Genomic DNA, 24,809 nt, shown 5'->3' on the forward strand with positions numbered 1-24,809 from the left:
TCGGGTGGCCCCGCGCGCTGCGCCGCGGCACACCCGGTACAGGCTGGTAGCCGTAGTCCATGCTGTCCATCTCCCGGCGCTCGCGGGCCGTTCTGCTCGCGACCGCATCGGCGGCCCTCGTCGCCGCCACGCTGCCCACGCCCGTCCCCCTCGGCATCGGTGACCCCCTCTTCCCTCACCTGGGCAACCCCGGGTACGACGTCCTCTCGTACGACATCGGCCTCACCTATCCCGGCAGCAACACCAAGCCGCTTGCGGCGGTGACCAGAATCGACGCCCGGGCCACGGCCCCGCTGCGGCGCGTCAACCTCGACTTCGCCCGTGGCACGGTGCAGTCGGTGGAGGTCAACGGCGAGCCCGCCCGGTTCGCCACCGCGGACGAGGACCTGGTCGTGACCCCGCGCGGCCCCATCGACGCCGGCGCTCCGCTGCGGATCACCGTGCGCCACACCAGCGACCCGCGGGGCGCGGCGGACGGCGGCTGGGTCAGGACCTCCGACGGCCTGGCCATGGCCAACCAGGCGGACGCCGCCCACCGCGTCTTCCCCTGCAACGACCACCCCTCCGACAAGGCCTTCTTCACCTTCCGTGTCAGCGCACCGCGGAAACTGACCGTCGTCGCCAACGGGCTCCCCGGCCCCCGCACGACCCGGGCCGGCCGCACCACCTGGACCTACCGGACGCGCCACCCCATGGCCACCGAACTGGCCCAGGTGTCGATCGGCGACTCGGCCGTGCTCCACCGGACAGGACCCGGCGGGCTGCCGGTCCGTGACGTCGTACCGGCAGCCGACCGGAAGAGACTGGATCCCTGGCTGCGGAAGACTCCCGCGCAGCTGGCCTGGCTCGAGTCCAAGGCGGGCCGCTACCCCTTCGAGACGTACGGCGTCCTGATCGCCGACACGGACACCGGCTTCGAGCTGGAGACCCAGACCCTGTCGCTCTTCGAGCGCCGGCTGTTCACCGGGGACTCCTTCCCCGAGTGGTACGTCGACTCGGTCATGGTCCACGAGCTCGCCCACCAGTGGTTCGGCGACAGCGTCTCGCCGCACAGCTGGTCCGACCTGTGGCTCAACGAGGGCCACGCCACCTGGTACGAGGCGCTCTACGCGGACGAACACGGCGGCAAGCCACTCGCCACCCGGATGCGCGACGCCTACCGGCAGTCCGACGGCTGGCGGGCGGGCGGCGGCGCTCCGGCGGCACCGAAGCCCCCGGAACAGGGCCAGAAGATCAGTATCTTCCGGCCGGTCGTCTACGACGGGAGCGCCCTCGTGCTCTACGCACTGCGCCAGGAGATCGGGGCGGCTGCCTTCTCCGAGCTGGAGCACAGCTGGGTGAGCCGCTACCGCGACAGGTCGGCCACCACCGCCGACTTCACCGCGCTGGCCTCACGGGTCGCCGGGCGCGACCTCTCCGCGTTCTTCCGGGGCTGGCTGTACGGGAAGAAGACCCCGGCCATGCCGGGCCACCGCGACTGGCGCAGCGCCCGGCCCGCGCGGGCTCACCGGGGCTGAAACCCGGGTGACGGGCGTGAGCGCGTCATGTCACTATCGATGCGTCGTCGGCACTGCCGGGCCCGGTGGGACCTCAGGGAATCATCGGACGCCATCACGCGTTGTGACTGACGAAGAATTCTTTCTACCGCCTCGACGTAAGGATCCAATGACCTCCTCTTCTTCCACTTCCCAGGACGCGCACGAGCAGGAAGCGCAGAGCTTCAACGAGAGCCTTCGGGCCGATGCCCTGATGGAAGAGGACGTCGCCTGGAGCCACTCGATCGACGGTGAGCGGGACGGTGACCAGTACGACCGCTCGGAGCGTGCAGCGCTCAGGCGGGTCGCCGGCCTCTCCACCGAGCTCGAAGACGTCACAGAGGTCGAGTACCGGCAGCTGCGCCTGGAGCGTGTGGTGCTGGTCGGCGTCTGGACCTCGGGCACCGCACAGGACGCCGAGAACTCCCTCGCGGAGCTGGCGGCCCTCGCCGAGACGGCGGGCGCGCTGGTGCTCGACGGTGTGGTGCAGCGCCGCGACAAGCCGGACCCGGCCACCTACATCGGGTCGGGCAAGGCGCAGGAGCTGCGGGACATCGTGCTGGAGACCGGGGCGGACACCGTCGTGTGCGACGGTGAGCTCAGCCCGGGGCAGCTGATCCACCTTGAGGATGTCGTCAAGGTCAAGGTCGTCGACCGTACGGCGCTGATCCTGGACATCTTCGCCCAGCACGCCAAGTCCCGGGAGGGCAAGGCGCAGGTGGCGCTCGCGCAGATGCAGTATATGCTGCCGAGGCTGCGTGGCTGGGGTCAGTCGCTCTCCCGGCAGATGGGTGGCGCCGGCGCGGGCGGCGGGGGTGGTATGGCCACCCGTGGTCCCGGTGAGACCAAGATCGAGACCGACCGGCGCCGGATCCGCGAGAAGATGGCGAAGATGCGCCGTGAGATCGCGGAGATGAAGACCGGTCGCGACATCAAGAGGCAGGAACGCAAGCGCCACAAGGTGCCGTCGGTCGCCATCGCCGGATACACCAACGCCGGCAAGTCCTCTCTGCTGAACAGGCTCACGGGTGCGGGCGTGCTGGTGGAGAACTCCCTGTTCGCCACCCTTGACCCGACCGTGCGCAAGGCCGAGACGCCGAGCGGGCGGCTCTACACCCTGGCGGACACCGTCGGATTCGTCCGGCACCTGCCGCACCACCTCGTCGAGGCGTTCCGCTCCACCATGGAGGAGGTCGGCGAGTCCGACCTGATCCTGCACGTCGTGGACGGCTCGCACCCGGCTCCGGAGGAGCAGCTCGCCGCCGTACGCGAGGTGATCCGCGACGTCGGAGCCACCGACGTCCCGGAGATCGTGGTGGTCAACAAGGCGGACGCGGCCGACCCGCTCGTCCTGCAGCGGCTGCTGCGCATCGAGCACCGTGCCATCGCGGTGTCGGCCCGCTCGGGCCAGGGCATCGCCGAGCTGCTGGCCCTGATCGACGAGCAGTTGCCCCGGCCGAAGGTGGCGGTCGAGGTGCTCGTGCCGTACACGCACGGACAGCTCGTCGCCCGCGCCCACTCCGACGGCGAAGTGATCTCCGAGGAGCACACCCCGGAGGGCACCCTGCTCAAGGCTTTGGTGCATGAGGAGCTGGCCGCCGATCTGTTGCCGTACGCGCCGGTTGCGGCGCCCTGACGCCGGCAGCGCGACAGCCTCCCGGTGAAACGGCCGAGGGCCCGGCCTCCCTGTGAAGGGAGGCCGGGCCCTCGGCCGTTGCCGGTGGATCACCGGCGTGCCGCGCTACTGGTTCGCGTACCGGTCGCTCATCGCCCGGTAGAGCTGCTCCGCGCCCTGACCGAGCCGCGGTCCCGCCAGCCAGCCCGAGGTGACCGGGCCGATCGAGGTGTTGGAGACAAGCTCCGACTTTCCGTCAGGACCGGCGATGAACCAGCCGCCGCCGGATGAACCACCGGTCATCGTGCAGCCGATGCGCCACATCGCCGGAGTGCCGGGGCTGACGGAGAGCTGCCCCGGCCGGTCGACGCACTTGTTCATCAGCTGGCCGTCGAACGGCGGGGCGGCCGGATAACCCCAGGCGCCCACCGCGGAGACGGTGCGGGCAGCGGGGGCGTTGAAGTCGACCGTCAGCGCGTTGCCGACGGTCTCTTCGAGGGACCTGCCCCCGTTCTCCGGCTTCACATGGAGCAGCGCGTAGTCGTACGCCGCCCCCTGCCCACCGGTCGGGCCCCCGTCCTTGATCCAGGCATTGGAGGTCATGGCCCAGTCGGCCCAGTAGTTGCCGTACGGCGCGATTTCCCGGGGCTGCGCGTTCCGCAGCTGGGCGACGGACTCGCCCTGGTCGTTGTAGGACGGCACGAACATGATGTTCCGGTACCAGCCGCCCTTGCCGCCTGCGTGGACACAGTGACCCGCGGTCCACACGAGATTGGACTTGCCGGGGTGCTTCGGGTCCTTGACGACCGTGCCCGAGCAGACCATCGAGCCTTCCGGGGAGTCGAAGAAGACCTTCCCGACGGGGGCCGCGTACCGGTGGTACGGGCGCTTCTCCTCCTGGGCCCTGACCGGCGCGGGCTCCGGGTCGGTCACGCTCCGGTCGCCCGAACTGTCCCCGTAGGCCATCGTCTTCTGCGGGTCCTTGGCCGACTTCATACGGTCGGGCTTCCACAGACCCTTGATCACCGGATTGGCGAAGTCCTTGGCGTTACGGAGCCACTGGTCCTTGTCCCACTTCTTCCACTCGCCGTTCTTCCACTTCGAGAGGTCCACACCCTGGCGCTTGAGGGCGTCGGTCACACCGGCCGCGGCATCGGCGCCGGACGCCGGAGCCGCTGTGGACGCCGCGGAAGTGCCGGCTGCGCGGGCCGCGGCCTTGTCGTCACCGCCGCCACACGCGGTGGCCGTCAGCGCCAGGGCAGCGGCCACCCCGGTGGCGGTCAGTATCGGACGGATGGATCGCATGGAGCTGTTCCCCCTGGTAGTGCGTGATCGCTGCAGTGCGGTGATCGCTCTGGTGGCGCGTGGTCGCCGCGGTCGCCGGGACCTCGCGGGGCCTGCCGGCCCGCGTGCTCCTCCGGGACCTGCTCCCGCGCCTACCGGTCCGCGTACTTCTTGCTGACGGAGTCGTAGACGCCCTTGGCCTCCTTGCCGAGGCGCGGACCGGCCAGCCAGCCTGCGGTCACCGGGCCGATGGAGGTGTTGGACACCAGCGCGGGCTTTCCGTCGGCCCCCTTGGCGATCCAGCCGCCGCCAGAAGAACCGCCGGTCATGGTGCAGCCGACGCGGTACATCGTCGGGTCCGCTGCGGAGAGCGAGAGGCGGCCCGGGCGGTCGGAGCACTGGAACAGCTTCTGGCCGTCGAAGGGGGGAGCCGCCGGATAGCCGGTCGCCGTGAAGCTCGGGATCTTCGGCACGGCGGGCGCGTTGAAGTTCACCGGGAGCGCGCCTCCGACGGTCTCCTCCAGGGACCTGGTGCTGCCCTTCTCCGGTGTGACGTGCAGAACCGCGAAGTCGTACGGGGCGCCCTGGCCGCCGGTGGGGCCGCCGGTGTTGATCCACTGCTCGGAGGTCTGGGCCCAGTCCGCCCAGAAGACGCCGTACGGGGCGACTTGGTCCTTCTTGGCGTTCTGCAGCTGGGCGGCGGACATGCCGCCGTCGTTGTAGGAGGGCACGAAGGCGATGTTGCGGTACCAGCCGCCCTTCTTCCCGGCATGCACGCAGTGGCCCGCGGTCCACACCAGGTTGGACTTCCCGGGATGAGCGGGGTCCTCCACGACCGTCGCAGAGCAGACCATCGACCCTTCGGGGCTGTCGAAGAAGACCTTGCCCGCCTCGGGGACGCTCTGGTGGTAGGGGGCGCTGACGCCCTGCGCGGTCACCGGCGCCGGGGTCGGGTCGGTCACCCCCTTGTCACCGGAGATGTCGTTGTCGACCGGCTTCTCCGGCGGCTTGGACGCGTGCCGCATCCGCGACGGGTCCCAGAGCCCGGCGATGACCGGGTTGACGAAGTCCTGCGCCTCACGCAGCCACTTGTCCCTGCTCCAGTTCTTCCATTCACCGTGCTTCCACTGGTCGAGGTTGACGCCGTGCTTCTTCAGCGCGCTCCTGACGTTGTCCGGTATGACGACCTTGCCGTCCGGGGACGACGAAGGGGTGCCGGACGGTTTGTCACTGGCGTTGTCGTCGCCGGGACCGCAGGCCGTGGCAGTGAGCGCGAGCACAGCGGTGAGGCCAAGTGCCGCCATGGCGGGGAGGGTCCGCCGGGACACGCGTTCCCCGCGGCGTTCGGTGGAAGTCGGGCGTAGCGGTCGCATGTGGTGATTCCCCCTGGGACTACGGAACAACGGATTCGGCACTGTGGAACGGTGCGGATCCAGAGTGCGGGCCCCACTATGCCGGTGCCGATGTGGACGGCATAAGGCAGGGCTGTGGTTCCGGCACCGCAAGGATCTTCCGACTTACCCGTGATTCCGGGGCGACTTCGTCGTTGGTACGGCTGGGGGCCTTTGGGCTGTGCCCGGCCTCGGAGGCGACGGTCGTGGGGGCGCGAGGTGCGACGGCCGATCCGTACAGCGGGAGGACCAACAGCAGTGGCCGTTACCGAACCTGCTCCGTCGGCGACGACGACAGTGCACGAGGGGATCCTGCGCCGTCAGTCGATGCGTGAATCCGCGGCCCGTACGTACGCGCGGTCGCTGCCGATCGTGCCGGTGCGCGCACGTGGGCTGACCATCGAGGGCGCGGACGGGCGGCGCTACCTCGACTGCCTGTCGGGGGCGGGGACCCTGGCGCTGGGGCACAACCATCCGGTGGTGCTCGAAGCGATCAAGAAGGTGCTCGACTCCGGTGCACCCCTGCATGTGCTGGATCTCGCCACCCCGGTCAAGGACGCCTTCACCACGGAGCTGTTCGAGACGCTGCCGCGACAGTTCGCGGACCAGGCCCGGGTGCAGTTCTGCGGGCCCGCGGGTACGGACGCGGTGGAGGCGGCTCTCAAACTCGTCCGCACCGCCACAGGCCGCAGCGGGATCCTCGCCTTCACCGGCGCCTACCACGGCATGACGGCCGGGGCGCTGGCGGTGTCCGGCGGCGCACCCGACGTACGGGTGACCCGGCTGCCCTATCCGCAGGACTACCGCTGCCCCTTCGGAGTCGGCGGAGCCCGGGGCGCGGAACTCGCCGGGAATTGGACCGAGAGCCTTCTCGACGATCCCAAGAGCGGTGTGGTCCCGCCGGCCGGAATGATCCTCGAACCGGTGCAGGGCGAGGGCGGGGTGATCCCCGGTCCGGACAGCTGGATGCGCCGGATGCGGAAGATCACCGCCGACCGGTCCATCCCGCTCATCGCGGACGAGGTGCAGACCGGGGTGGGCCGCACCGGTGCCTTCTGGGCCGTCGAGCACAGCGGGATCATTCCCGACGTGATGGTGATGTCCAAAGCCATCGGCGGCTCCCTCCCGCTGGCGGTCATCGTCTACCGGTCGGAACTGGACTGCTGGGAGCCGGGCGCCCACGCGGGGACCTTCCGCGGTAACCAGCTCGCCATGGCGGCCGGCGCCGCCACCCTCGCCTATGTCCGTCAGAACCGGCTCGCCGAGCGTGCGGCCGATCTGGGCGCGCGCATGATCGCGAGGTTGCGGGGACTGGCCGCCGACCACCCCGTCATCGGGGACGTGCGCGGCCGCGGCTTGATGATCGGCCTTGAGCTCGTCGACCCGGAAGCCGCCGAAGCCTCGAACGGCGCGAACGCTGTTGCGCCGGGCGCCGCCGCGCCCTCGCCTGCCGACCCGGTGCTCGCGGCCTCCGTACAGCGGGAATGTCTCGCCAGGGGACTCATTGTCGAACTCGGCGGCCGTCACGCCGGTGTCGTGCGCCTGCTGCCGCCCCTGACCCTCACCGATGAACAGGCGGAGGCGGTGCTGGACCGGCTGGCCGATGCTCTGACCGCCGCCGAACGTGCTCGTCCCGAGAACCGCCGCCCGCACTGAACCACCCCCCTTCCCCCCGGCCGCGCAAGGAAGCACCCCGTGAACCCCACGCCCGACCCCGATGCCCCCGAGACCGGTGACTCCGCGATCCCCGGCAGCCGTGCACCCGGTTCGTACCCGGCCCGCCCGTTCCCGGCCGACGCCCTCACCGTCGGCCCGGTGTCGACCGGCTCGCTCTCGGGCGGACCGGAGACGGTGCCGCGGCAGATGTCCGGGGCCCGCACGCCGGAGCGGCGTCCGGCACCGGCCCTCCTCGACGATCCCGTCGACGCATCGGACCCGGCGGCGGCTGCGGACGCCGCCGCCGCCGAGAACCTGCTCCGCTGCTGGGTCCGGGAGACCAACCTTTCCGCCCCCGCAGGGGACACGCTGCGTATCCCCCTGGACGCCAGCGGCATCGCCCTGCTCGTCCCCGTCCTGTACTGGTCGGCCACCGGCTGGCACCGGTTCGGCAGCCCCGTACTGGAAGGGGCATCGGTCGGCGCCCCACGCGCCGACGCCGTCACCGTCGCCTCCCTGCTCGGCCGGGAGGCGGGCCAGAGCGACTCCACCGAACTGGTCGGGAGGGTCGCCGACTCGGTGCACCGGACCGCGGCCTTCATCACGGCCCGCCGCCTCAGCCCGGGGCCCTCCCCTGAGGCAGACCTCTTCCTCACCGCCGAGCAGTCCCTCCTGCTCGGCCACCCGCTGCACCCCACCCCGAAGAGCCGAGAGGGACTCTCGGACGCTGAAGTCCGCCTGTACTCCCCAGAGCTGCACGGCTCCTTCGCTCTGCACTGGTTGGCCGTCGACCGCTCCGTACTCGCACAGGACTCGGTGTGGACGGAGGGGGGACGCACGCTCCCCGCCGACCGGCTCACAGAACGCCTCGCAGGCACAGTGCGGCGTCCCGACAACACCGTCCTTCTGCCCCTCCACCCCTGGCAGGCCCGCGATGTGGTCCACCGCCCAGCGGTGACAGCCCTGCTCGACGCCGGACTGCTGCACGACCTCGGCCCGCACGGTGACCGCTGGCATCCCACCTCCTCCGTACGCACCGTCCACCGGCCGGGCGTCGACACCATGCTGAAGCTGTCGCTGGGGGTCCGCATCACCAACTCCCGCCGGGAGAACCTCCGCAAGGAACTCCACCGGGGTGTCGAGGTGCACCGGATCCTGCGGAGCGGTCTCGGCAGCGCGTGGCAGGCGGCACACCCCGGTTTCGGCATCGTCCGCGATCCGGCCTGGCTGGCCGTGAACACCCCGGACGGCGAACCGCTTTCGGGCTTCGATGTCGTCCTGCGCCACAACCCCTTCAGCGCCACCGACGACGCCGTATGCGTCGCGGGTCTCACCGCCGTCCATCCCCGCCCCGGCGGAGGCGCCATGCGTTCGAGGCTCGCCGATATCGTGACCCGGCTCGCGGCCCGGACCGGACGGACCACCGGAGCCGTCGCCACCGAATGGTTCCTGCGCTATCTCGACCACGTCGTACGTCCTGTGCTGTGGCTGGACGGCACCGCGGGCATCGCCCTCGAAGCCCATCAGCAGAACACCATCGTCATCCTCGGCCCCGACGGCTGGCCCATCGGCGGCCGCTACCGCGACAACCAGGGCTACTACTTCCGGGAATCCCACCGCGACGCACTGGAGAAGCGGCTCCCCGGGGTCGGCGCCGTCAGCGACACCTTCGTCGCCGACGACGTCACCGACGAACGTTTTGCCTACTACCTCGCCATCAACAACGTCTTCGGGCTGATCGGCGCTATCGGCGCCCAGCGCCTCGCCGACGAACGACTGCTCATCGCGGCTTTCCGTCAGTTCCTCACGCGAGCCACCGCACTCGGGTCCCCTCTGCCCACTCAACTTCTCAACACCCCCGTGCTGCGTACCAAGGCGAACCTGCTGACCCGGCTCCACGGACTCGACGAACTCGTCGGCCCGGTCGACACCCAGTCCGTCTATGTCCGTCTCACCAACCCCCTCCACCCCACTGGGGCATGACCCGACCGATAGCTGAGCAGAGGACGAGGAGCGTGGCTGTGCCCCCCATGGATGCGAGCACCCATACCGGGACAGGACCTGTACCGCGGACCGACGAAGGGTCCGAGGACACCCTCGATCTGCAGTTGTCCGAGGACCTGCTGTCACTGCTGCGCACCGGAGACCCGTCACTCGGGCCCTGGCAGGCCGCCCCCGACCACCCCGGGGGCGGCCTGCTGGACAGCCCCGGTGCCTGGAAGCCCGCCGCCACCCCGGACGGTGCCTTCCAACTCGTCCCCGTGAACATCGAACGCGACCTCCCTCTCATCAGCCACTGGATGAACGACCCTGCTGTCGCCGCATTCTGGGAGCTGGCCGGTCCCGAATCCGTCACCCGCGCGCACCTCGATCCCCAACTGGACGGCGACGGCAGGAGCGTGCCCTGTCTCGGCGTACTCCAGGGCACGCCCATGAGCTACTGGGAGATCTACCGGGCCGACCTGGATCCGCTTGCCCGGCACTATCCGGCGCGCCCGCACGACACCGGTCTGCACCTCCTCATCGGCGGCGTCGCGGACCGGGGGCGCGGCGCCGGCACCGCTCTCCTGCGCGCCGTCTCCGACCTCGTACTGGACAACCGCCCCCAGTGCACCCGCGTCGTAGCCGAACCGGACCTGCGCAACACCCCTTCCGTATCGGCCTTTCTCGGCGCGGGATTCCGCTACTCGGCCGAAGTCGACCTGCCCGGCAAACGTGCGGCGCTGATGGTCCGCGACCGCGCCTTCCGTGACCTGATGTGAATACCTCCCGTCAGCGGTCCGAAGCGACCTCGCTCCGGGCAACCACCCCCCAGATCCCTGCCCCCGACGACCTCCTGCCTTTGATACACCGCCCGTCCCGAATCGGTTCCACCCCGAGGAGTCCCCGTGCTGAACCCGTCTGCTCGCTTCGACTCCGAAGCGGAACCAACGCTGCTCGATCCTGCCGAGCTGAACCCCGAGGACTGGGACCGTGCGGCCCGCCGCCTCCTGGCCAAGATGCTCAGCGCCTTCGCCTACGAGGAGATCATCGAACCGGTGGGCCTGACCGGCGGCCGCCACACGCTCACGCTCGACGACGATCTGCCGCTGACCTTCCAGGCGCGGCGCGGCGCCTACGGGCACTGGCACGTCGACCCGGACACCATCGCGCTCCAGGGCGAGCCCTTCAGCGATCCGCTCGGCTTCCTCGTCCTCGCCCGCAGACTCCTCGGCCTGGACGGGGCGACGCTCGGCCACCTGGTACGCGAGCTGACCACCACCCTGGCCGCCGACGCCCGCATCGACCACACCGCGCTCCCCGCCGCCGAACTCGCCGACCTGGACTACGCACAGCTGGAAGGCCATCAGACGGGTCACCCCTGGCTCGTACTCAACAAGGGCCGGATCGGGTTCTCCGCGGCCGACGCCGCTCGCTGGACACCCGAATCCCGCCGGCCCGCCCGGCTGCCGTGGATCGCGGTCAGCACCGACCTCGCCCAGTACCGCGGAGTCACCGGGCTGGCGACGCCCGACCGGCTCTACAGCCGTGAGCTCGACGCCGGTGTCCGCGAGTCCTTCGCCGCCGAATTAACAGCACGCGGACTCGACCCGGAGGGGTACCTCTACCTTCCCGTGCACCCCTGGCAGTGGGACGAAGTGATCCTTCCGCTCTACGCGCCTGCCATCGCGCACCAGCAGATCGTCCCGCTTCACGCCGACGCCGACCCGCGCCTGCCGCAGCAGTCCATCCGGACCTTCCTCAACATCGAACACCCCGAGCGGCACACGGTGAAACTGCCGCTCTCGATCCTCAACACCCTGGTCTGGCGCGGTCTGCCCACCGAGCGGACCCTCGCAGCTCCTGCCGTCACCACCTGGGTCCAGGGACTGCGGGAAGGCGACGCGTTCCTGCGCGACGAGTGCCGCGTCATCCTGCTGGGCGAAGTCGCCTCCGTCTCGGTCGAGCACCCTCTCTACGACCACCTGCCCGAGGTCCCGTACCAGTACCGGGAGCTCCTCGGCGCCATCTGGCGCGAGCCGCTCGACGGCCAGCTGGCCCCTGGGGAAGGGGCCAGGACGCTCGCCTCCCTGCTCCATACCGACCTGCACGGACGCTCTTTCACCGCCGAGCTCGTCGCCCGCTCGGGGCTCGCGCCCGCCGTCTGGCTCGGCCGGCTCTTCGCCGCGCTGCTTCCCCCGCTGCTGCGCTTCCTCTACCGGTACGGAACGGTCTTCTCGCCGCACGGAGAGAACGCCATCGTCGTCTTCGACGACCACGATGTCCCCGTGCGGCTGGCGATCAAGGACTTCGTGGACGACGTCAACGTCAGCGCCGAGCCCCTGCCGGAGCACGGTTCGATGCCCGACGACGTGCGGGACGTGCTGCTGACCGAGGAGCCCGCCTTCCTGACGCAGTTCATCCACTCCGGGCTCTTCGTCGGAGTCTTCCGCTACCTCGCCCCTCTCTGCGAAGATCAACTAGGAGTTCCGGAGGCTGATTTCTGGCATCTGGTGCGCGCCGAGATCCTGCGCCACCAGGGCCGTTTCCCGGAGCTCAAGGAGCGCTACGAGACGTTCGACCTGCTCACCCCGCGGATCGAACGGCTCTGTCTCAATCGCAACCGGCTCCACCTCGACGGCTACCGCGACCGCCCGAACCGACCCCACGCAGCCGTGCACGGGACGATCGCCAACCCGCTCCATGAGGTGTGACCCCGATTGTCAGTGCTGCCCCGTAGGGTGGTTCCGCTATGACGAAGCCCTCCCTCCCCGAGCTCCTGCACGCCGCCGTCACCGCTGTGGGCGGTACGGAGCGGCCCGGCCAGGTCACCATGGCCGAGGCTGTTGCCGAAGCAGTCGACGACAACGCCCACCTGCTGGTCCAGGCCGGCACCGGTACCGGAAAGTCGCTGGGCTATCTGGTGCCCGCGCTGGCCCATGGCGAGCGTGTCGTCGTGGCCACCGCGACACTCGCTCTCCAGCGGCAGCTCGTGGAGCGGGACCTCCCGCGTACGGTCGAAGCCCTTCATCCGCTGCTGCGTCGGCGACCTCAGTTCGCCATGCTGAAGGGCCGGTCCAACTACCTCTGTCTGCACCGCCTCCATGAGGGCGTACCGCAGGAAGAGGAGGACGGCTTGTTCGACCAGTTCGAGGCCGCCGCCCCCACCAGCAAGCTCGGCCAGGACCTGCTGCGTATGCGGGACTGGGCGGACGAGACGGAGACGGGTGACCGTGATGATCTCACTCCGGGCGTCTCGGACCGCGCCTGGGGCCAGATCTCCGTCTCCTCGCGGGAGTGCCTGGGGGCGAGCAAATGCGCCTACGGGGCCGAGTGCTTCGCCGAAGCCGCTCGTGAGCGCGCCAAACTCGCCGATGTCGTCGTGACCAACCACGCCCTGCTCGCGATCGATGCGATCGAGGGCGCCCCGGTCCTGCCGCAGCACGAGGTGCTCATCGTCGACGAGGCCCACGAACTGGTCTCCCGGGTCACCGGTGTGGCGACGGGCGAGCTCACTCCGGGCCAGGTCAACAGGGCGGTGCGGCGCGCGGCGAAGCTCGTCAACGAGAAGGCCGCAGACTCCCTGCAGACGGCTTCCGAAACCTTCGAACGTGTCATGGAGCTGGCCCTGCCCGGTCGGCTCGAAGAGATTCCCGAAGACCTCGGCTATGCGCTGATGTCACTGCGCGACGCAGCCCGGACGGTCATCTCGGCTCTCGGCTCCACCCGGGACAAGTCCGTACAGGACGAGGACGTCGTACGGAAACAGGCTCTGGCGTCCGTCGAGTCCATTCACGATGTCGCCGAGCGGGTCACCCTGGGTTCCGAGTACGACGTCGTCTGGTACGAGCGCCACGACCGTTTCGGTGCTTCGCTGCGTGTCGCGCCGCTCTCGGTGTCGGGGCTGCTCCGGGAGAAGCTCTTCGCCGACCGCTCGGTCGTCCTCACCTCGGCGACGCTCAAGTTCGGCGGTGACTTCAACGGGGTCGGCGCCTCCCTCGGCCTCTCGCCCGAGGGGACCGGAGGAGAGGACGCCCCGCAGTGGAAGGGCCTGGACGTCGGCTCGCCCTTCGACTACGCGAAGCAAGGCATCCTGTACGTCGCCAAGCATCTGTCGGCCCCCGGCCGCGAGGGCTCGCGTACGGACATGCTGGACGAGCTCGCCGAACTGGTGGAGGCGTCGGGTGGTCGCACGCTGGGCCTCTTCTCCTCCATGAGGGCCGCTCAGGCAGCCGCTGAGGAGCTCCGCAGCAGGCAGGACAAGCGGGTACTCCTCCAGGGCGAGGAGACGCTCGGTGAGTTGATCAAGAATTTCGCCGCTGAGCCCGAGACCTGCCTCTTCGGGACGTTGTCCCTCTGGCAGGGAGTCGATGTCCCGGGGCCCAGCTGCCAGCTCGTCGTGATGGACAGGATCCCCTTCCCCCGCCCCGACGACCCGCTGATGAGTGCTCGGCAGAAGGCGGTCGAGGAGAACGGGGGCAATGGGTTCATGGCCGTTGCCGCGACCCATGCGGCCCTGCTCATGGCGCAGGGCGCCGGCAGGCTGGTCAGGGCCATGGGGGACCGGGGTGTCGTCGCCGTACTGGATCCCAGGCTGGCCACCGCGCGTTACGGCAGCTATCTCAGGGCTTCGTTGCCCGATTTCTGGTTCACAACGGACCGCAACCAGGTCCGGCGGTCTCTTGCCGCGATCGACGCTGTGGCCAAGGAAGCCGACAAGTAGTCCTCGTCGGCACTCCACCGCGTGGCAGCGTGCGAGGAATGCTTCAGAACCTGTATGGCACAGCGAGAACTGGCGATACGAACGGGAAGCATGGAGAAGCACGCCGGAAAGCGCGAAAGGAAAATACGGAGAAAAGGCAGGGACCCGGAACCGGCGCAGTGAGTTCCGGATCCCTGTTCAGGGCCGACGCGGAACTCACACGCGTCGGAGCACAGCCACCACCTTGCCGAGGATGGTGGCTTCGTCACCGGGAATCGGCTGGTAGGCGGCGTTGTGAGGCAGCAGCCACACATGGCCGTCCTCGCGCTTGAAGCGCTTGACCGTGGCCTCGCCCTCCAGCATGGCCGCCACGATGTCGCCGTTCTCCGCGACGGGCTGGCGTCGCACCGTGACCCAGTCGCCGTCACAGATCGCGGCCTCGATCATCGAGTCCCCGACGACCTTGAGAACGAACAGCTCGCCGTCGCCGACCAGCTGCCGGGGGAGCGGAAAGACGTCCTCGACCGACTCCTCGGCCAGGATCGGGCCACCGGCGGCGATCCGGCCGACCAGGGGCACGTACGAAGCGGCGGGCTTGCCTGTGGTGTCGGTGGTCTGGGTGCTCGGCTGATCGGAGCCCCTGACCTCGTACGCCCGGGGGCGGTGCGGGTCGCGGCGCAGGAAGCCCTTGCGCTCCAGAGCCATCAGCTGATGAGCGACTGACGAGGTGCTGGACAGCCCCACCGCCTGACCGATCTCGCGCATGGAGGGCGGATATCCACGACGCTGCACGGAATCCCTGATCACCTCGATCACTCGCCGCTGCCGGTCCGTGAGCCCGGAGCTGTCCGCCCGGATGCCGGGAGGTCGTCCGGGAAGCGAGCGTGCGGGGCGCGGGGGCAGCTGACCTTCGGGCCCCTGTGCTGCGTCGTTCATGGCATGCCCCGGCTCGAGTCGGTTCTGCGAACGGTCCTGGGCGGTGATGGTGGCGGTGTCTGCGGTCGTGGTCACGTCGTCGGCCCCTCTCGAGATTTTCTCTCCCTGGTTGGACAACGGTAGTGGCTTTCGAAAGGTTGCGCCAAACACACGTTCGAGTGAAAAAATAAAATAGCCTTCACGTGAGCACAGTGGCGGGTGTATGAGCGCTGCCGTGACCGAAAGGCAATTCGGTCGATTACGGTACCGTCCGCCGGTCGCGCCGCGTGCTTCGGGGGCGGTCCGGTGCGGAGTGTCGCGAGGGATGTCCAGTCTGTCATCGACCGCCGTTCCGTCCGCCCCGCCCTGTCGGTGATGCGGCCCCCGGTCCGGCGGCCGATGGCCTTCCCGTACCCTCTTGCGAGCCGGGCGGCCGCGGCGGCCGAGCGCGACACGCTCTGCCGGGAATTCGGGGCTGAACCCCAGATCTAGTGGTTGGATTGAAACAGCCGCCCAGAAGTTGTGGTCCCTGGTCTTCCCCGCCTCGGGTCATCGCCTATGCTTGGGGCTGCTTCGAGGGGCTCGTTCCGGGCCTGGCGAGGCTATTCAGTCGTACTGCGAAGGAGGCTCGGGAACCATGCACTGCCCCTTCTGCAGGCACCCTGACAGTCGTGTTGTCGACAGCCGCACCACGGACGACGGCACGTCGATCCGCCGGCGTCGGCAGTGCCCCGACTGCTCCCGCCGTTTCACCACGGTCGAGACGGCTTCGCTGATGGTGATCAAGCGCAGCGGGGTCACCGAACCGTTCAGCCGTACGAAGGTCATCTCGGGCGTGCGCAAGGCGTGCCAGGGGCGGCCGGTCACCGAGGACGCTCTCGCCAAGCTCGGCCAGCAGGTCGAGGAGGCGCTGCGCGCCAGCGGGGGCGCCGAGCTGACCACTCACGACGTCGGGCTTGCCATACTCGGCCCGTTGCAGGAACTCGACCTCGTCGCGTATCTGCGTTTCGCGTCCGTCTACCGGGCCTTCAATTCGCTCGAAGACTTCGAGGCCGCCATCGCGGAGCTCCGCGACGCGCAGCCCCCCGCAGTGGGATGCGAGTGCGGAGGGACCCCAGCGGTCCCCGTGCCCGCCACTGCCACCGACTGACCCCCCGGGGTCGGCGCATACAGACCTGCCTGCGGTGCTTCCTGCGCCGCAGGTGTCAGACAGACACAGTGCCATGGGAAGAACTGGGCACTTTTGGGCGTTTTAGCCCGCATATGGGAGGCGGCATGACAGAGACGGCGAGCGGCCCGGCACGAGGTTCCCGCGCGAAGGGAGCCAAGGCGGCTGCTAATCGGCAGGGGCTGCGCAGCGAGCGCATCCACACCACTCCCGGCGTGCATCCGTACGACGAGGTCGTCTGGGAACGCCGTGATGTCGTCATGACCAACTGGCGCGACGGCTCGGTCAACTTCGAGCAGCGTGGCGTCGAGTTCCCCGACTTCTGGTCGGTGAACGCGGTCAACATCGTCACCAGCAAGTATTTCCGCGGCGCTGTGGGCGCTGAGAACCGCGAGAGCAGCCTCAGGCAGCTCATCGACCGTGTGGTGAAGACGTACCGCAAGGCCGGCGAGGAGAACGGTTACTTCGCCTCGCCGGAGGACGCCGAGCTCTTCGACCACGAGCTCACGTACGCGCTGCTGCACCAGGTCTTCAGCTTCAACTCGCCGGTCTGGTTCAACGTCGGCACCACGCAGCCGCAGCAGGTCAGCGCCTGTTTCATCCTCTCGGTCGACGACTCCATGGAGTCCATCCTCGACTGGTACAAGGAAGAGGGGATGATCTTCAAGGGTGGCTCGGGCGCCGGTCTCAACCTCTCCCGTATCCGCTCCTCCAAGGAGCTGCTCTCCTCCGGTGGCAACGCCTCGGGACCGGTCTCCTTCATGCGGGGCGCCGACGCGTCCGCCGGGACGATCAAGTCCGGTGGCGCCACCCGCCGCGCGGCCAAGATGGTCGTCCTCGACGTCGACCACCCGGACGTCGAGGCCTTCATCGAGACCAAGGTGAAGGAAGAGGAGAAGATCCGCGCCCTGCGCGACGCGGGCTTCGACATGGACCTGGGCGGCGACGACATCACGTCCGTCCAGTACCAGAACGCCAACAACTCGGTCCGCGTCAATGACGAGTTCATGCACGCCGTCGAGGCCGGGGCCCAGTTCGGTCTGCGCTCGCGCATGACGGGCGAGGTCATCGAGAAGGTCGACGCCAAGGCGCTCTTCCGCAAGATGGCCGAGGCCGCACATGTCTGTGCCGACCCCGGGATCCAGTACGACGACATCATCAACCGGTGGCACACCTCGCCCGAGACGGGCCGGATCACCGCGTCCAACCCGTGCAGCGAGTACATGCACCTGGACAACTCGTCGTGCAACCTCGCCTCGCTCAACCTCATGAAGTTCCTGCGCGACGACGACCGCGGCAACCAGTCGTTCGACGCCGAGCGCTTCGCCAAGGTCGTCGAGCTGGTCATCACCGCGATGGACATCTCGATCTGCTTCGCCGACTTCCCGACCGAGAAGATCGGCGAGACGACCCGCGCCTTCCGCCAGCTGGGCATCGGCTACGCCAACCTCGGCGCGCTGCTCATGGCGACCGGACACGCGTACGACAGCGACGGCGGCCGTGCGCTGGCCGGCTCCATCACCTCGCTGATGACCGGTACCTCGTACCGGCGCTCCGCCGAGCTCGCCGCGGTCGTCGGCCCGTACGACGGCTACGCCCGGAACGCGGACGCCCACAAGCGCGTCATGAAGCAGCACTCGGACGCCAACGCGTCGGCCAAGCGCACCGACGACCTGGACAGCCCGGTCTGGGCCGCGGCGACGGAGGCCTGGCAGGACGTCCTGCGTCTCGGTGAGAAGAACGGCTTCCGCAATGCGCAGGCTTCGGTGCTCGCGCCGACCGGCACCATCGGCCTGATGATGGACTGCGACACCACCGGCGTCGAGCCCGACCTGGCGCTGGTCAAGTTCAAGAAGCTCGTCGGCGGCGGCTCGATGCAGATCGTGAACAACACGGTCCCCAAGGCCCTCAAGCGCCTCGGCTACCAGCCGGAGCAGGTCGACGCGATCGTCGCCCACATCGCCGACCACGGCAACGTCGTGGATGCCCCGGGCCTCAAGCCGGAGCACTACTCGGTCTTCGACTGCGCCATGGGCGAGCGTTCCATCGCGCCCATGGGCCACGTCCGGATGATGGCGGCGGCCCAGCCGTTCCTCTCGGGTGCCATCTCCAAGACGGTCAACATGCCGGCGTCCAGCACGGTCGAGGACGTCGAGGAGATCTACCTCCAGGGCTGGAAGCTCGGCACCAAGGCGCTCGCCGTCTACGTCGAGAACTCCAAGGTCGGCCAGCCGCTCTCCGCCAAGACCAAGTCCTCGGCGGGCACCGAGCAGACGGCGGAGCCGAAGACCGAGAAGGTCATCGAGTACCGCCCGGTCCGCAAGCGCCTGCCGAAGGGCCGCCCCGGGATCACCACCTCCTTCACGGTGGGCGGCGCCGAGGGGTACATGACGGCGAACTCCTACCCGGACGACGGCCTCGGCGAGGTCTTCCTGAAGATGTCCAAGCAGGGGTCGACCCTCGCGGGCATGATGGACGCCTTCTCGATCGCGGTCTCGGTCGGTATGCAGTACGGCGTGCCGCTGGAGACCTACGTCTCCAAGTTCACCAACATGCGCTTCGAGCCGGCCGGTATGACGGACGACCCGGACGTGCGGATGGCGCAGTCGATCGTCGACTACATCTTCCGCCGTCTGGCGCTCGACTTCCTGCCCTTCGAGACGCGTTCGGCGCTGGGTATCCACTCGGCGGCGGAGCGCCAGCGCCACCTGGACACCGGTTCGTACGAGCCCGGTGACGACGACGTGGATGTGGAGGGACTGTCCCAGTCCGCACCGCGTCAGGTGGAGGCCCCGAAGGCGGCCGCGCCGCAGCCGGAGGCCGCTGCCGAGGTGCCCGCTCCGAAGCAGGCGCACAATTCGACGGAGCTGATGGAGATCACGCTCGGCCTGAACGCCGACGCTCCGCTCTGCTTCTCCTGCGGTACGAAGATGCGCCGTGCGGGCAGCTGCTACCTCTGCGAGGGCTGCGGCTCGACCAGCGGTTGCAGCTGACACAGTGATCCGCGGCTGACACGCGGCTGAGCGAGAGGCGCCGAGGGCGCCGAACGCGCTGGAGAGGGCACCGGCCACCGGCCGGTGCCCTCTCCGCGTACCCCGGCAGGGTCTGCCGTCGGACCGCCGCCGGGGCAGGTGAACAGAGCACCGCTGACATTCAGTTGACCGGAACTCCCGACTATGTGATCAGTAGTGCAAGCCGATCGGATGTTTGTGGCAGTAGATCTCGATGCGCTCCGCCGGACCGGGACCTGCGTCACCCTCCTGGCCGTACTATGGCGCGGTGCTGGTCAAGTGGATTCGCTGCACGGTGACAGACCCCAGAGGGTTCGAACAGGGGCAGCGGAGGTGGGCGGGGCTGCTGGGTGAGCCGGGATTCCGGGGTCAGGGGGGCGGTTGGAGTCGCGGGAGGCAGCGTGTGGCGCACGTTTTCACCTTCTGGGAGAGCCGGCCCTTCTACGACTCGTTCATGGCCCGCGCGCACGACCGGCTCGCTGCCGCTCAGGCGGGCACGCACAAGGACATGCAGGCCAAGCTCTTCGAGCACCGCTTCGACGTGGGTTCGGGGTTCGAGCCGCGCTTCACGGACGCGGATGTGGTCCGCATCGCGCACTGCCGGGTGCACACCGAGCGGACCGAGCACTTCGCCCTGATGCAGGAGAAGGTCTGGAACCCGGCGATGGCCGGGTCGCCCGGGATGCTGCGCGGGCTGTTCGGAGAGGCGCCCGGAGACGAATTCCTCGTGCTCTCGATGTGGCGCTCCGCGGCCGAGCGCGGGAAGTACCGGCCGGAGCGGATCGAGCGGCTCTCGCTCCGGGCCCAGACCGACGCGGACGTGGCGGCGCTGGCGGGAGACGTCGTTCAGCTGGAACCGGCCTGGACCGTGTGAGGGGCCCGTCGGCGCAGCCGGCGCCGATTCGATCTACTGTCTTGGCATGGCACGACCACAACGCATCGTTCTCGTCCGGCACGGGGAGTCGGAGGGCAACGCTGACGACACGGTGTACGAACGCGAACCCGACCACGCGCTGAGCCTCACCCCGAGCGGCTGGACCCAGGCGGAGGCGACGGGGGAGCGGCTGCGCCGGCTCTTCGGCCCCGAGGAGGTGAGTGCCTACGTCTCGCCCTACCGGCGCACCCATGAGACCTTCCGGGCCTTCGGCCTCGATCCCGGGCGGGTACGGGTCAGGGAGGAGCCCCGGCTGCGGGAGCAGGACTGGGGGAACTGGCAGGACCGCGACGACGTACGCCTGCAGAAGGCGTACCGCGACGCCTACGGCCACTTCTTCTACCGCTTCGCCCAGGGCGAGTCCGGCGCCGATGTCTACGACCGTGTCGGGTCGTTCCTGGAGAGCCTCCACCGCAGTTTCGAGGCGCCGGATCACCCGCCGAACGTCCTGCTGGTCACCCACGGACTGACGATGCGGCTCTTCTGCATGCGCTGGTTCCACTGGTCGGTCGCGGAGTTCGAGGCACTGTCCAACCCCGGGAACGCGGACTCGCGGACGCTGGTGCTGGGGGCGGACGGCAAGTACACGATGGACCGGCCGTTCGACCACTGGCGCGTTCCGGAACCGTACGGCACCACCGGTTAGAGTGGGGGCGAGATGACCGCTGACTCCGCTTTTCCCACCGTTTCCGGATCTCTTCCCGACGCCTTCGCGCGCGCCCGGTCCAGCCTGCGCGGGCTCGCCGTAGGCGACGCTCTGGGCTCCCAGTTCTTCGTCCCGGACAACTATCCGCTGCTGGCCCGGCGTGAGCTGCCCACCGGCACCTGGCAGTGGACCGACGACACCGAGATGGCCTGCTCGGTGCTGGCCGTACTGGCCTCCGATGGCCGGATCGACCAGGACGCACTCGCCGCTTCATTCGCCCGGCACCATGACTTCGACCGGGGCTACGGTCCGGCGGTCAACCGGATGCTGCGCCAGGTCAGGGAGGGCGGCGACTGGCGGGAACTGGCCAGTGCCCTCTTCAATGGCCAGGGCTCCTGGGGGAACGGCGCCGCGATGCGGATCGCCCCGCTCGGCGCTTGGTACGCCCACGACCCTGAGCAGGCCACACACCAGGCCGAGATCTCCGCGTACACGACTCACCAGCACCGCGAGGCCGTGGTGGGGAGCATGGCGGTGGCTGCTGCCGCAGCCCTGGCCGCCGACCCCACGGGGCCCCCGTCCGGCGACGCGCTGCTGGCGGGTGTGATCGAGCTGGTCCCGCGCAGCGCCGTGGGAGCGGGGCTGCGGCGGGCCAAGGACATGCTGGACTACGACGACGCGGGCACCGTCGCCGCGGTGCTGGGGTGCGGCCGGCGGACCAGCGCGCACGACACCGTGCCGTTCGCGCTGTGGTCGGCCGCGCGGGGCCTCGGCGACTTCGAGCGCGTGTTCTGGACGACTGCCCAGGTGGGCGGTGACGTCGACACGACCTGTGCGATCGCGGGAGGCGTCGTGGCCGCCGCGGTGGGCGGGATGCCGCCCACCGGATGGCTGGAGCGGACCGAGGAACTCCCCGAGTGGACACCGTCCGGCCTGTCCTGAGCCGATGCGGCGGGGGCACGTGAAGCGTTGACGCGCTGTTCTTGGTGCCCGGTTCTCCGCGCCCGGTTCCCCGTCCCCGGATTTGCGCCGCGTATTATGCTTCGCTGATGCGATCGGTCGGCCGTCGGGCGGTCTCGCGAGTCGACCGCCCGCGATCGGCGAGCCCTCCAGGTAATGCTTCAAAGAAGTGATGAGGCTGAGGAAATGGCGTGCAGGCGTCCGCCTCGGTGGGCGGGGAGCGCTGAACTGCCGTGCGTTTCGGAGCTGATGCCGCATGGAAAAAGGGTGTGCGGCAGCAAATCCTTAGCTGTCTGCGTCGTCCCGGTGGCCGGCGCGGTGACGGCGTCGCCGCTCCGTCGCGACAGTGGCTGAATCCGGGTGCGGTACCGGGGTGTCGCTGCGGGTACCCGGCGGCGTAACCTGGCTGGCGCCATGCCGTACGAACCACCCACACACACCGTCGAGCGCTCACTGCGCGCCACGACGGGTGCCAAGACCGTCGCCGGCGTCGACGAGGTCGGACGCGGGGCCTGGGCCGGCCCCGTCACCGTCTGCGCCGCAGTCACCGGACTGCGTCGACCGCCGGCCGGACTCACCGACTCCAAGCTGATCAGCCCCAAGCGCCGCACGGTGCTGGCGGGGCTGCTCGAAACGTGGGTCACTGCTTTCGCGCTCGGGCACTCCTCTCCGCAGGAGATCGACGGTCTGGGGATGACAGCAGCGCTGCGGCTCGCCGCGGTGCGGGCGCTCGAAGCGCTTCCTGTGCGCCCTGACGCGGTGATTCTCGACGGCAAACACGATTACCTCGGCGTTCCCTGGCGGGTCCGTACGGTGATCAAGGGCGATCAGTCCTGCATCGCTGTCGCGGCCGCCTCGGTGATCGCCAAGGTGCGCAGGGACGCGATGATGGCGGAGCTCGCCGCCGAGTCCGATGCGTGCGGGGGCTTTGCCTTCGAAGCGAACGCGGGTTATCCCTCGCCTGTACACAAAGCTGCACTGGAGGAGCGGGGGCCCACCCCGCACCACCGGCTGTCCTGGTCCTACCTGGACGGGTTGCCCCAGTGGCGGCATCTGAAGAAGCCCCGTTCCCCCGCAGAGGCCGTCGCGCTGGAAAGCGGGGGCCAACTCGGCTTCGATTTCTGAACTTTCAGTGGACCGGCGGAGAAGACTCCGTCCGAATCGCACTGACGTGCCCACCCGGTGGTGCCTCGTGCACCGCCGTTTGATAGACATCCATTCATGCCTCTCATCCCCGAGGAGCCTCAGATTCACGAGAGCGCCCAGGGTCCCCGCGTTGCTCCGGCCGCAGGCCGAAATGCGTCGACCCCTCGTCCCGTACCCGGTCCGCGTCCCGCGGCCGTACCCCGTCCCGCCCGCCCGGGGCCCCGTCCCGCTGCCAGGCCTGCGCCTCCCGTGCAGCGGACAGCCTCTTCCCAGCGTTCGGACAACCGGCAGGACAACCGGCCGGCCGTCCGTCCCGAGACCCCGCCGGCAGACGCTTCCGCGCCGCAGATCCAGCTGATCCCCGCTTCGGCGGACGGTTCACTGGACGCGGCGGAGGAAGCGGTCGACCTGCTGCTCGACACCGGTCGTGCACCGGGCGAAGTCCTGCTGCTCACCACTGGTGAGCAGCACCCGTGGGCGGCGCACGAGCTGTCCTTCGGCGAAGCCGCCTACTGGGCACAGCAGGATGCCCAGGAGGACGTCTTCTACGCGAGCGCTGCCGCCGTGGGCCGGGCGAAGGCCCGTCCTGTCGTGGTGGTCGCTCTCAACGGCGGCACCGACGACGTCGTGGCTCAGGTGCTGCCCGCGGCCAGGGAGTGCGCGGGAGCGCTGCTGATCGTCTGTGGCGACCCGCAGCGGGTCAACGCCGTGCTCGGCGCCGGCGTCTGAACCGTACGTCCCGTCCGCCCGGCCGTCTCCGGTAAGGAGCAGGCCGGGCGGAGGCATGTCCGGGGCAGGTCCACCAGGCGGAAAGGGCTGACCGGTGATGACGGCCGTTCAGCGAACGCCGGGCCTGATGCCGTTGGCCCGGCCTGCCGTACTGGCTGCCCGCGTGCAGCCGCGTTCAGCGGGCCGCGACCCGCCGGAGTGCAGCCGGCGCGCCCGAACGGAGCGGCGCGGAGGGCGAGTCCGTCCCACTGCCGCCGAGGTCGGCAGGCCGGGAAAGAGAGTTGGGACGCCGCCCGCCGCGGCCTTCGCCCAGCACCTGCCAGCCGCCCCGGGTGAGCGTGATGTAGGCCCCGCAGCGCAGCCCGTGCAGTGTGCAGGCGTCGCGCAGGCCCCACATCCACGCACCGTCCTCCTCGGTCCACCGCTCGTCCCCCTCGCGGCAGTAGAGCAGTACGGCGGTGCGTACCGGCGTGCGACGGCGGAGATCGTGCGGGATGACCCGGCGCAGATGCGCGAGGAGCGCGTTGCGGAAGTCCCAGCCGTCCGCCGCGGTGGCGCGACGTCGGAACGAGGCGCTGGCAACGACCCGTTCCTCATGATCGAGTACGGCGACGACGGCGGTCGACGGGGTGGGATGGTGCCGGGAGTGCAGACCAGCTACGACATCGCGGGGGCTGCGGAGCAGAGGTATGCCTGCGGCAGCCCATTCGGCAGGTTCGAGCAGGCGCCCGGTGCGGTGGCCCGCGTCGCCGGACAGGGAGGTCGAAGAGGCTGTCAGGGCGTCGGACGGAGCGAAGTCGAAGGTCACGGTCCTCCCTTCGCGAACGCACCCACGGTGCGGGCAGGGACGGGTGAGGCGCGCCGGGACACAGTCCATCCGAACCACAGAGGGCCGTGCGGGAGCAGTCCCGATTCTTCCTGCCGTACGGGCAGGCGGCAACGAGCAATTCACGCGACTGACGGGAATCTTCGGGTATGACTCACATATCCCTGCCCACGTCGGTGCCGGGCGACTCCTGCCGTCGTCCCCGGACGGCGAGGACCAGCGGGAGCACTTCCCCCGCCCCAGGACCGGCACAGCGGCCGGGCTGTGGCGGCTCGCGTCCAGCCACTCGCTGACCGGTCGTCGACCGGAAG

The 24,809-nt window shown here is 69.6% G+C and carries 18 protein-coding genes; 14 read left to right on the plus strand and 4 right to left on the minus strand.

Annotation, left to right across the window (positions count from 1 at the left end; all coding sequences use genetic code 11):
* Positions 1–59 precede the first annotated feature (59 nt).
* Both OG917_RS25870 and hflX read left to right on the plus strand, forming a co-directional pair.
* Entirely contained in the window at positions 60–1,517 is a 1,458-nt protein-coding gene (locus tag OG917_RS25870; protein ID WP_328320015.1) for a M1 family metallopeptidase, read from the plus strand.
* Between the two features lie 148 nt (positions 1,518–1,665).
* Positions 1,666–3,171 carry a GTPase HflX gene (gene hflX / locus OG917_RS25875; RefSeq protein ID WP_328320017.1) on the plus strand — a complete coding sequence of 502 codons (1,506 nt, stop codon included), beginning with the start codon at positions 1,666–1,668 and terminating at the stop codon, positions 3,169–3,171.
* A gap of 105 nt (positions 3,172–3,276) precedes the next feature.
* Here hflX and OG917_RS25880 read toward each other — a convergent pair whose 3' ends face one another.
* Both OG917_RS25880 and OG917_RS25885 read right to left on the minus strand, forming a co-directional pair.
* A complete protein-coding gene (locus OG917_RS25880; protein ID WP_328320019.1) occupies positions 3,277–4,455 on the minus strand; it encodes a trypsin-like serine peptidase in 1,179 nt (392 codons plus the stop codon).
* A 131-nt stretch (positions 4,456–4,586) separates the two neighbouring features.
* Positions 4,587–5,807 carry a trypsin-like serine peptidase gene (locus OG917_RS25885; RefSeq protein WP_328320021.1) on the minus strand — a complete coding sequence of 407 codons (1,221 nt, stop codon included), beginning with the start codon at positions 5,805–5,807 and terminating at the stop codon, positions 4,587–4,589.
* Positions 5,808–6,083: 276 nt separating this feature from the next.
* Between OG917_RS25885 and OG917_RS25890 the strand changes: the two genes are divergently transcribed.
* The 5 genes from OG917_RS25890 (at position 6,084) to OG917_RS25910 (ending at position 14,184) form a co-directional block, all read left to right on the plus strand.
* Positions 6,084–7,481 carry a diaminobutyrate--2-oxoglutarate transaminase family protein gene (locus OG917_RS25890; protein ID WP_328320023.1) on the plus strand — a complete coding sequence of 466 codons (1,398 nt, stop codon included), beginning with the start codon at positions 6,084–6,086 and terminating at the stop codon, positions 7,479–7,481.
* A gap of 39 nt (positions 7,482–7,520) precedes the next feature.
* Positions 7,521–9,464, plus strand: a complete 1,944-nt coding sequence (locus OG917_RS25895; protein ID WP_328320025.1) for an IucA/IucC family protein — start codon at positions 7,521–7,523, stop codon at positions 9,462–9,464.
* 38 nt (positions 9,465–9,502) lie between these two features.
* Positions 9,503–10,243: a GNAT family N-acetyltransferase gene (locus tag OG917_RS25900; protein ID WP_443059015.1), complete on the plus strand. Its 741-nt coding sequence runs from the start codon at positions 9,503–9,505 to the stop codon at positions 10,241–10,243.
* Between the two features lie 126 nt (positions 10,244–10,369).
* Positions 10,370–12,175 (plus strand): IucA/IucC family protein, encoded by a 1,806-nt coding sequence (locus OG917_RS25905; RefSeq protein ID WP_328320027.1) that lies wholly within the window; start codon positions 10,370–10,372, stop codon positions 12,173–12,175.
* A 38-nt stretch (positions 12,176–12,213) separates the two neighbouring features.
* Entirely contained in the window at positions 12,214–14,184 is a 1,971-nt protein-coding gene (locus OG917_RS25910) for an ATP-dependent DNA helicase (protein WP_328320029.1), read from the plus strand.
* A gap of 195 nt (positions 14,185–14,379) precedes the next feature.
* Here the strand turns inward: OG917_RS25910 and lexA are convergent, their stop codons facing one another.
* Complete coding sequence (gene lexA / locus OG917_RS25915; RefSeq protein ID WP_328320031.1) at positions 14,380–15,174, minus strand: transcriptional repressor LexA; 795 nt, start codon at positions 15,172–15,174, stop codon at positions 14,380–14,382.
* A 541-nt stretch (positions 15,175–15,715) separates the two neighbouring features.
* Here lexA and nrdR point away from each other — a divergent pair.
* From nrdR to OG917_RS25950, 7 genes are all read left to right on the plus strand, one after another.
* The gene (nrdR, locus tag OG917_RS25920; protein ID WP_328320033.1) at positions 15,716–16,228 is read left to right on the plus strand and encodes a transcriptional regulator NrdR; all 513 of its coding nucleotides are present in this window, start codon (positions 15,716–15,718) and stop codon (positions 16,226–16,228) included.
* A 125-nt stretch (positions 16,229–16,353) separates the two neighbouring features.
* Entirely contained in the window at positions 16,354–19,239 is a 2,886-nt protein-coding gene (locus OG917_RS25925; RefSeq protein WP_328320035.1) for a vitamin B12-dependent ribonucleotide reductase, read from the plus strand.
* Between the two features lie 286 nt (positions 19,240–19,525).
* The gene (locus OG917_RS25930) at positions 19,526–20,131 is read left to right on the plus strand and encodes a YdbC family protein (protein WP_328320037.1); all 606 of its coding nucleotides are present in this window, start codon (positions 19,526–19,528) and stop codon (positions 20,129–20,131) included.
* A gap of 46 nt (positions 20,132–20,177) precedes the next feature.
* A complete protein-coding gene (locus OG917_RS25935) occupies positions 20,178–20,837 on the plus strand; it encodes a histidine phosphatase family protein (protein WP_328320039.1) in 660 nt (219 codons plus the stop codon).
* A gap of 12 nt (positions 20,838–20,849) precedes the next feature.
* Positions 20,850–21,779 (plus strand): ADP-ribosylglycohydrolase family protein, encoded by a 930-nt coding sequence (locus OG917_RS25940; RefSeq protein ID WP_328320041.1) that lies wholly within the window; start codon positions 20,850–20,852, stop codon positions 21,777–21,779.
* A gap of 432 nt (positions 21,780–22,211) precedes the next feature.
* Positions 22,212–22,922, plus strand: coding sequence for a ribonuclease HII (locus OG917_RS25945; protein WP_328320043.1), 711 nt, complete (start codon positions 22,212–22,214; stop codon positions 22,920–22,922).
* Positions 22,923–23,018: 96 nt separating this feature from the next.
* Positions 23,019–23,672, plus strand: a complete 654-nt coding sequence (locus OG917_RS25950; RefSeq protein ID WP_328320045.1) for a hypothetical protein — start codon at positions 23,019–23,021, stop codon at positions 23,670–23,672.
* A 175-nt stretch (positions 23,673–23,847) separates the two neighbouring features.
* Here OG917_RS25950 and OG917_RS25955 read toward each other — a convergent pair whose 3' ends face one another.
* A complete protein-coding gene (locus tag OG917_RS25955) occupies positions 23,848–24,480 on the minus strand; it encodes a hypothetical protein (protein ID WP_328320047.1) in 633 nt (210 codons plus the stop codon).
* Between the last annotated feature and the right edge of the window lie 329 nt (positions 24,481–24,809).

The organism is Streptomyces sp. NBC_00388, assembly GCF_036061255.1.
Lineage (GTDB): Bacteria > Actinomycetota > Actinomycetes > Streptomycetales > Streptomycetaceae > Streptomyces.

Excerpts from the sequence above, each read along its gene's own strand:
- OG917_RS25950 (WP_328320045.1), top strand. The coding sequence starts at position 23,019 with ATGCCTCTCATCCCCGAGGAGCCTCAGATTCACGAGAGCGCCCAGGGT.
- OG917_RS25940 (WP_328320041.1), top strand. The coding sequence starts at position 20,850 with ATGACCGCTGACTCCGCTTTTCCCACCGTTTCCGGATCTCTTCCCGAC.
- OG917_RS25870 (WP_328320015.1), top strand. The coding sequence starts at position 60 with ATGCTGTCCATCTCCCGGCGCTCGCGGGCCGTTCTGCTCGCGACCGCA.
- OG917_RS25945 (WP_328320043.1), top strand. The coding sequence starts at position 22,212 with ATGCCGTACGAACCACCCACACACACCGTCGAGCGCTCACTGCGCGCC.
- OG917_RS25885 (WP_328320021.1), bottom strand. The coding sequence starts at position 5,807 with ATGCGACCGCTACGCCCGACTTCCACCGAACGCCGCGGGGAACGCGTG.
- OG917_RS25910 (WP_328320029.1), top strand. The coding sequence starts at position 12,214 with ATGACGAAGCCCTCCCTCCCCGAGCTCCTGCACGCCGCCGTCACCGCT.
- nrdR (WP_328320033.1), top strand. The coding sequence starts at position 15,716 with ATGCACTGCCCCTTCTGCAGGCACCCTGACAGTCGTGTTGTCGACAGC.
- hflX (WP_328320017.1), top strand. The coding sequence starts at position 1,666 with ATGACCTCCTCTTCTTCCACTTCCCAGGACGCGCACGAGCAGGAAGCG.
- OG917_RS25925 (WP_328320035.1), top strand. The coding sequence starts at position 16,354 with ATGACAGAGACGGCGAGCGGCCCGGCACGAGGTTCCCGCGCGAAGGGA.
- OG917_RS25935 (WP_328320039.1), top strand. The coding sequence starts at position 20,178 with ATGGCACGACCACAACGCATCGTTCTCGTCCGGCACGGGGAGTCGGAG.
- OG917_RS25880 (WP_328320019.1), bottom strand. The coding sequence starts at position 4,455 with ATGCGATCCATCCGTCCGATACTGACCGCCACCGGGGTGGCCGCTGCC.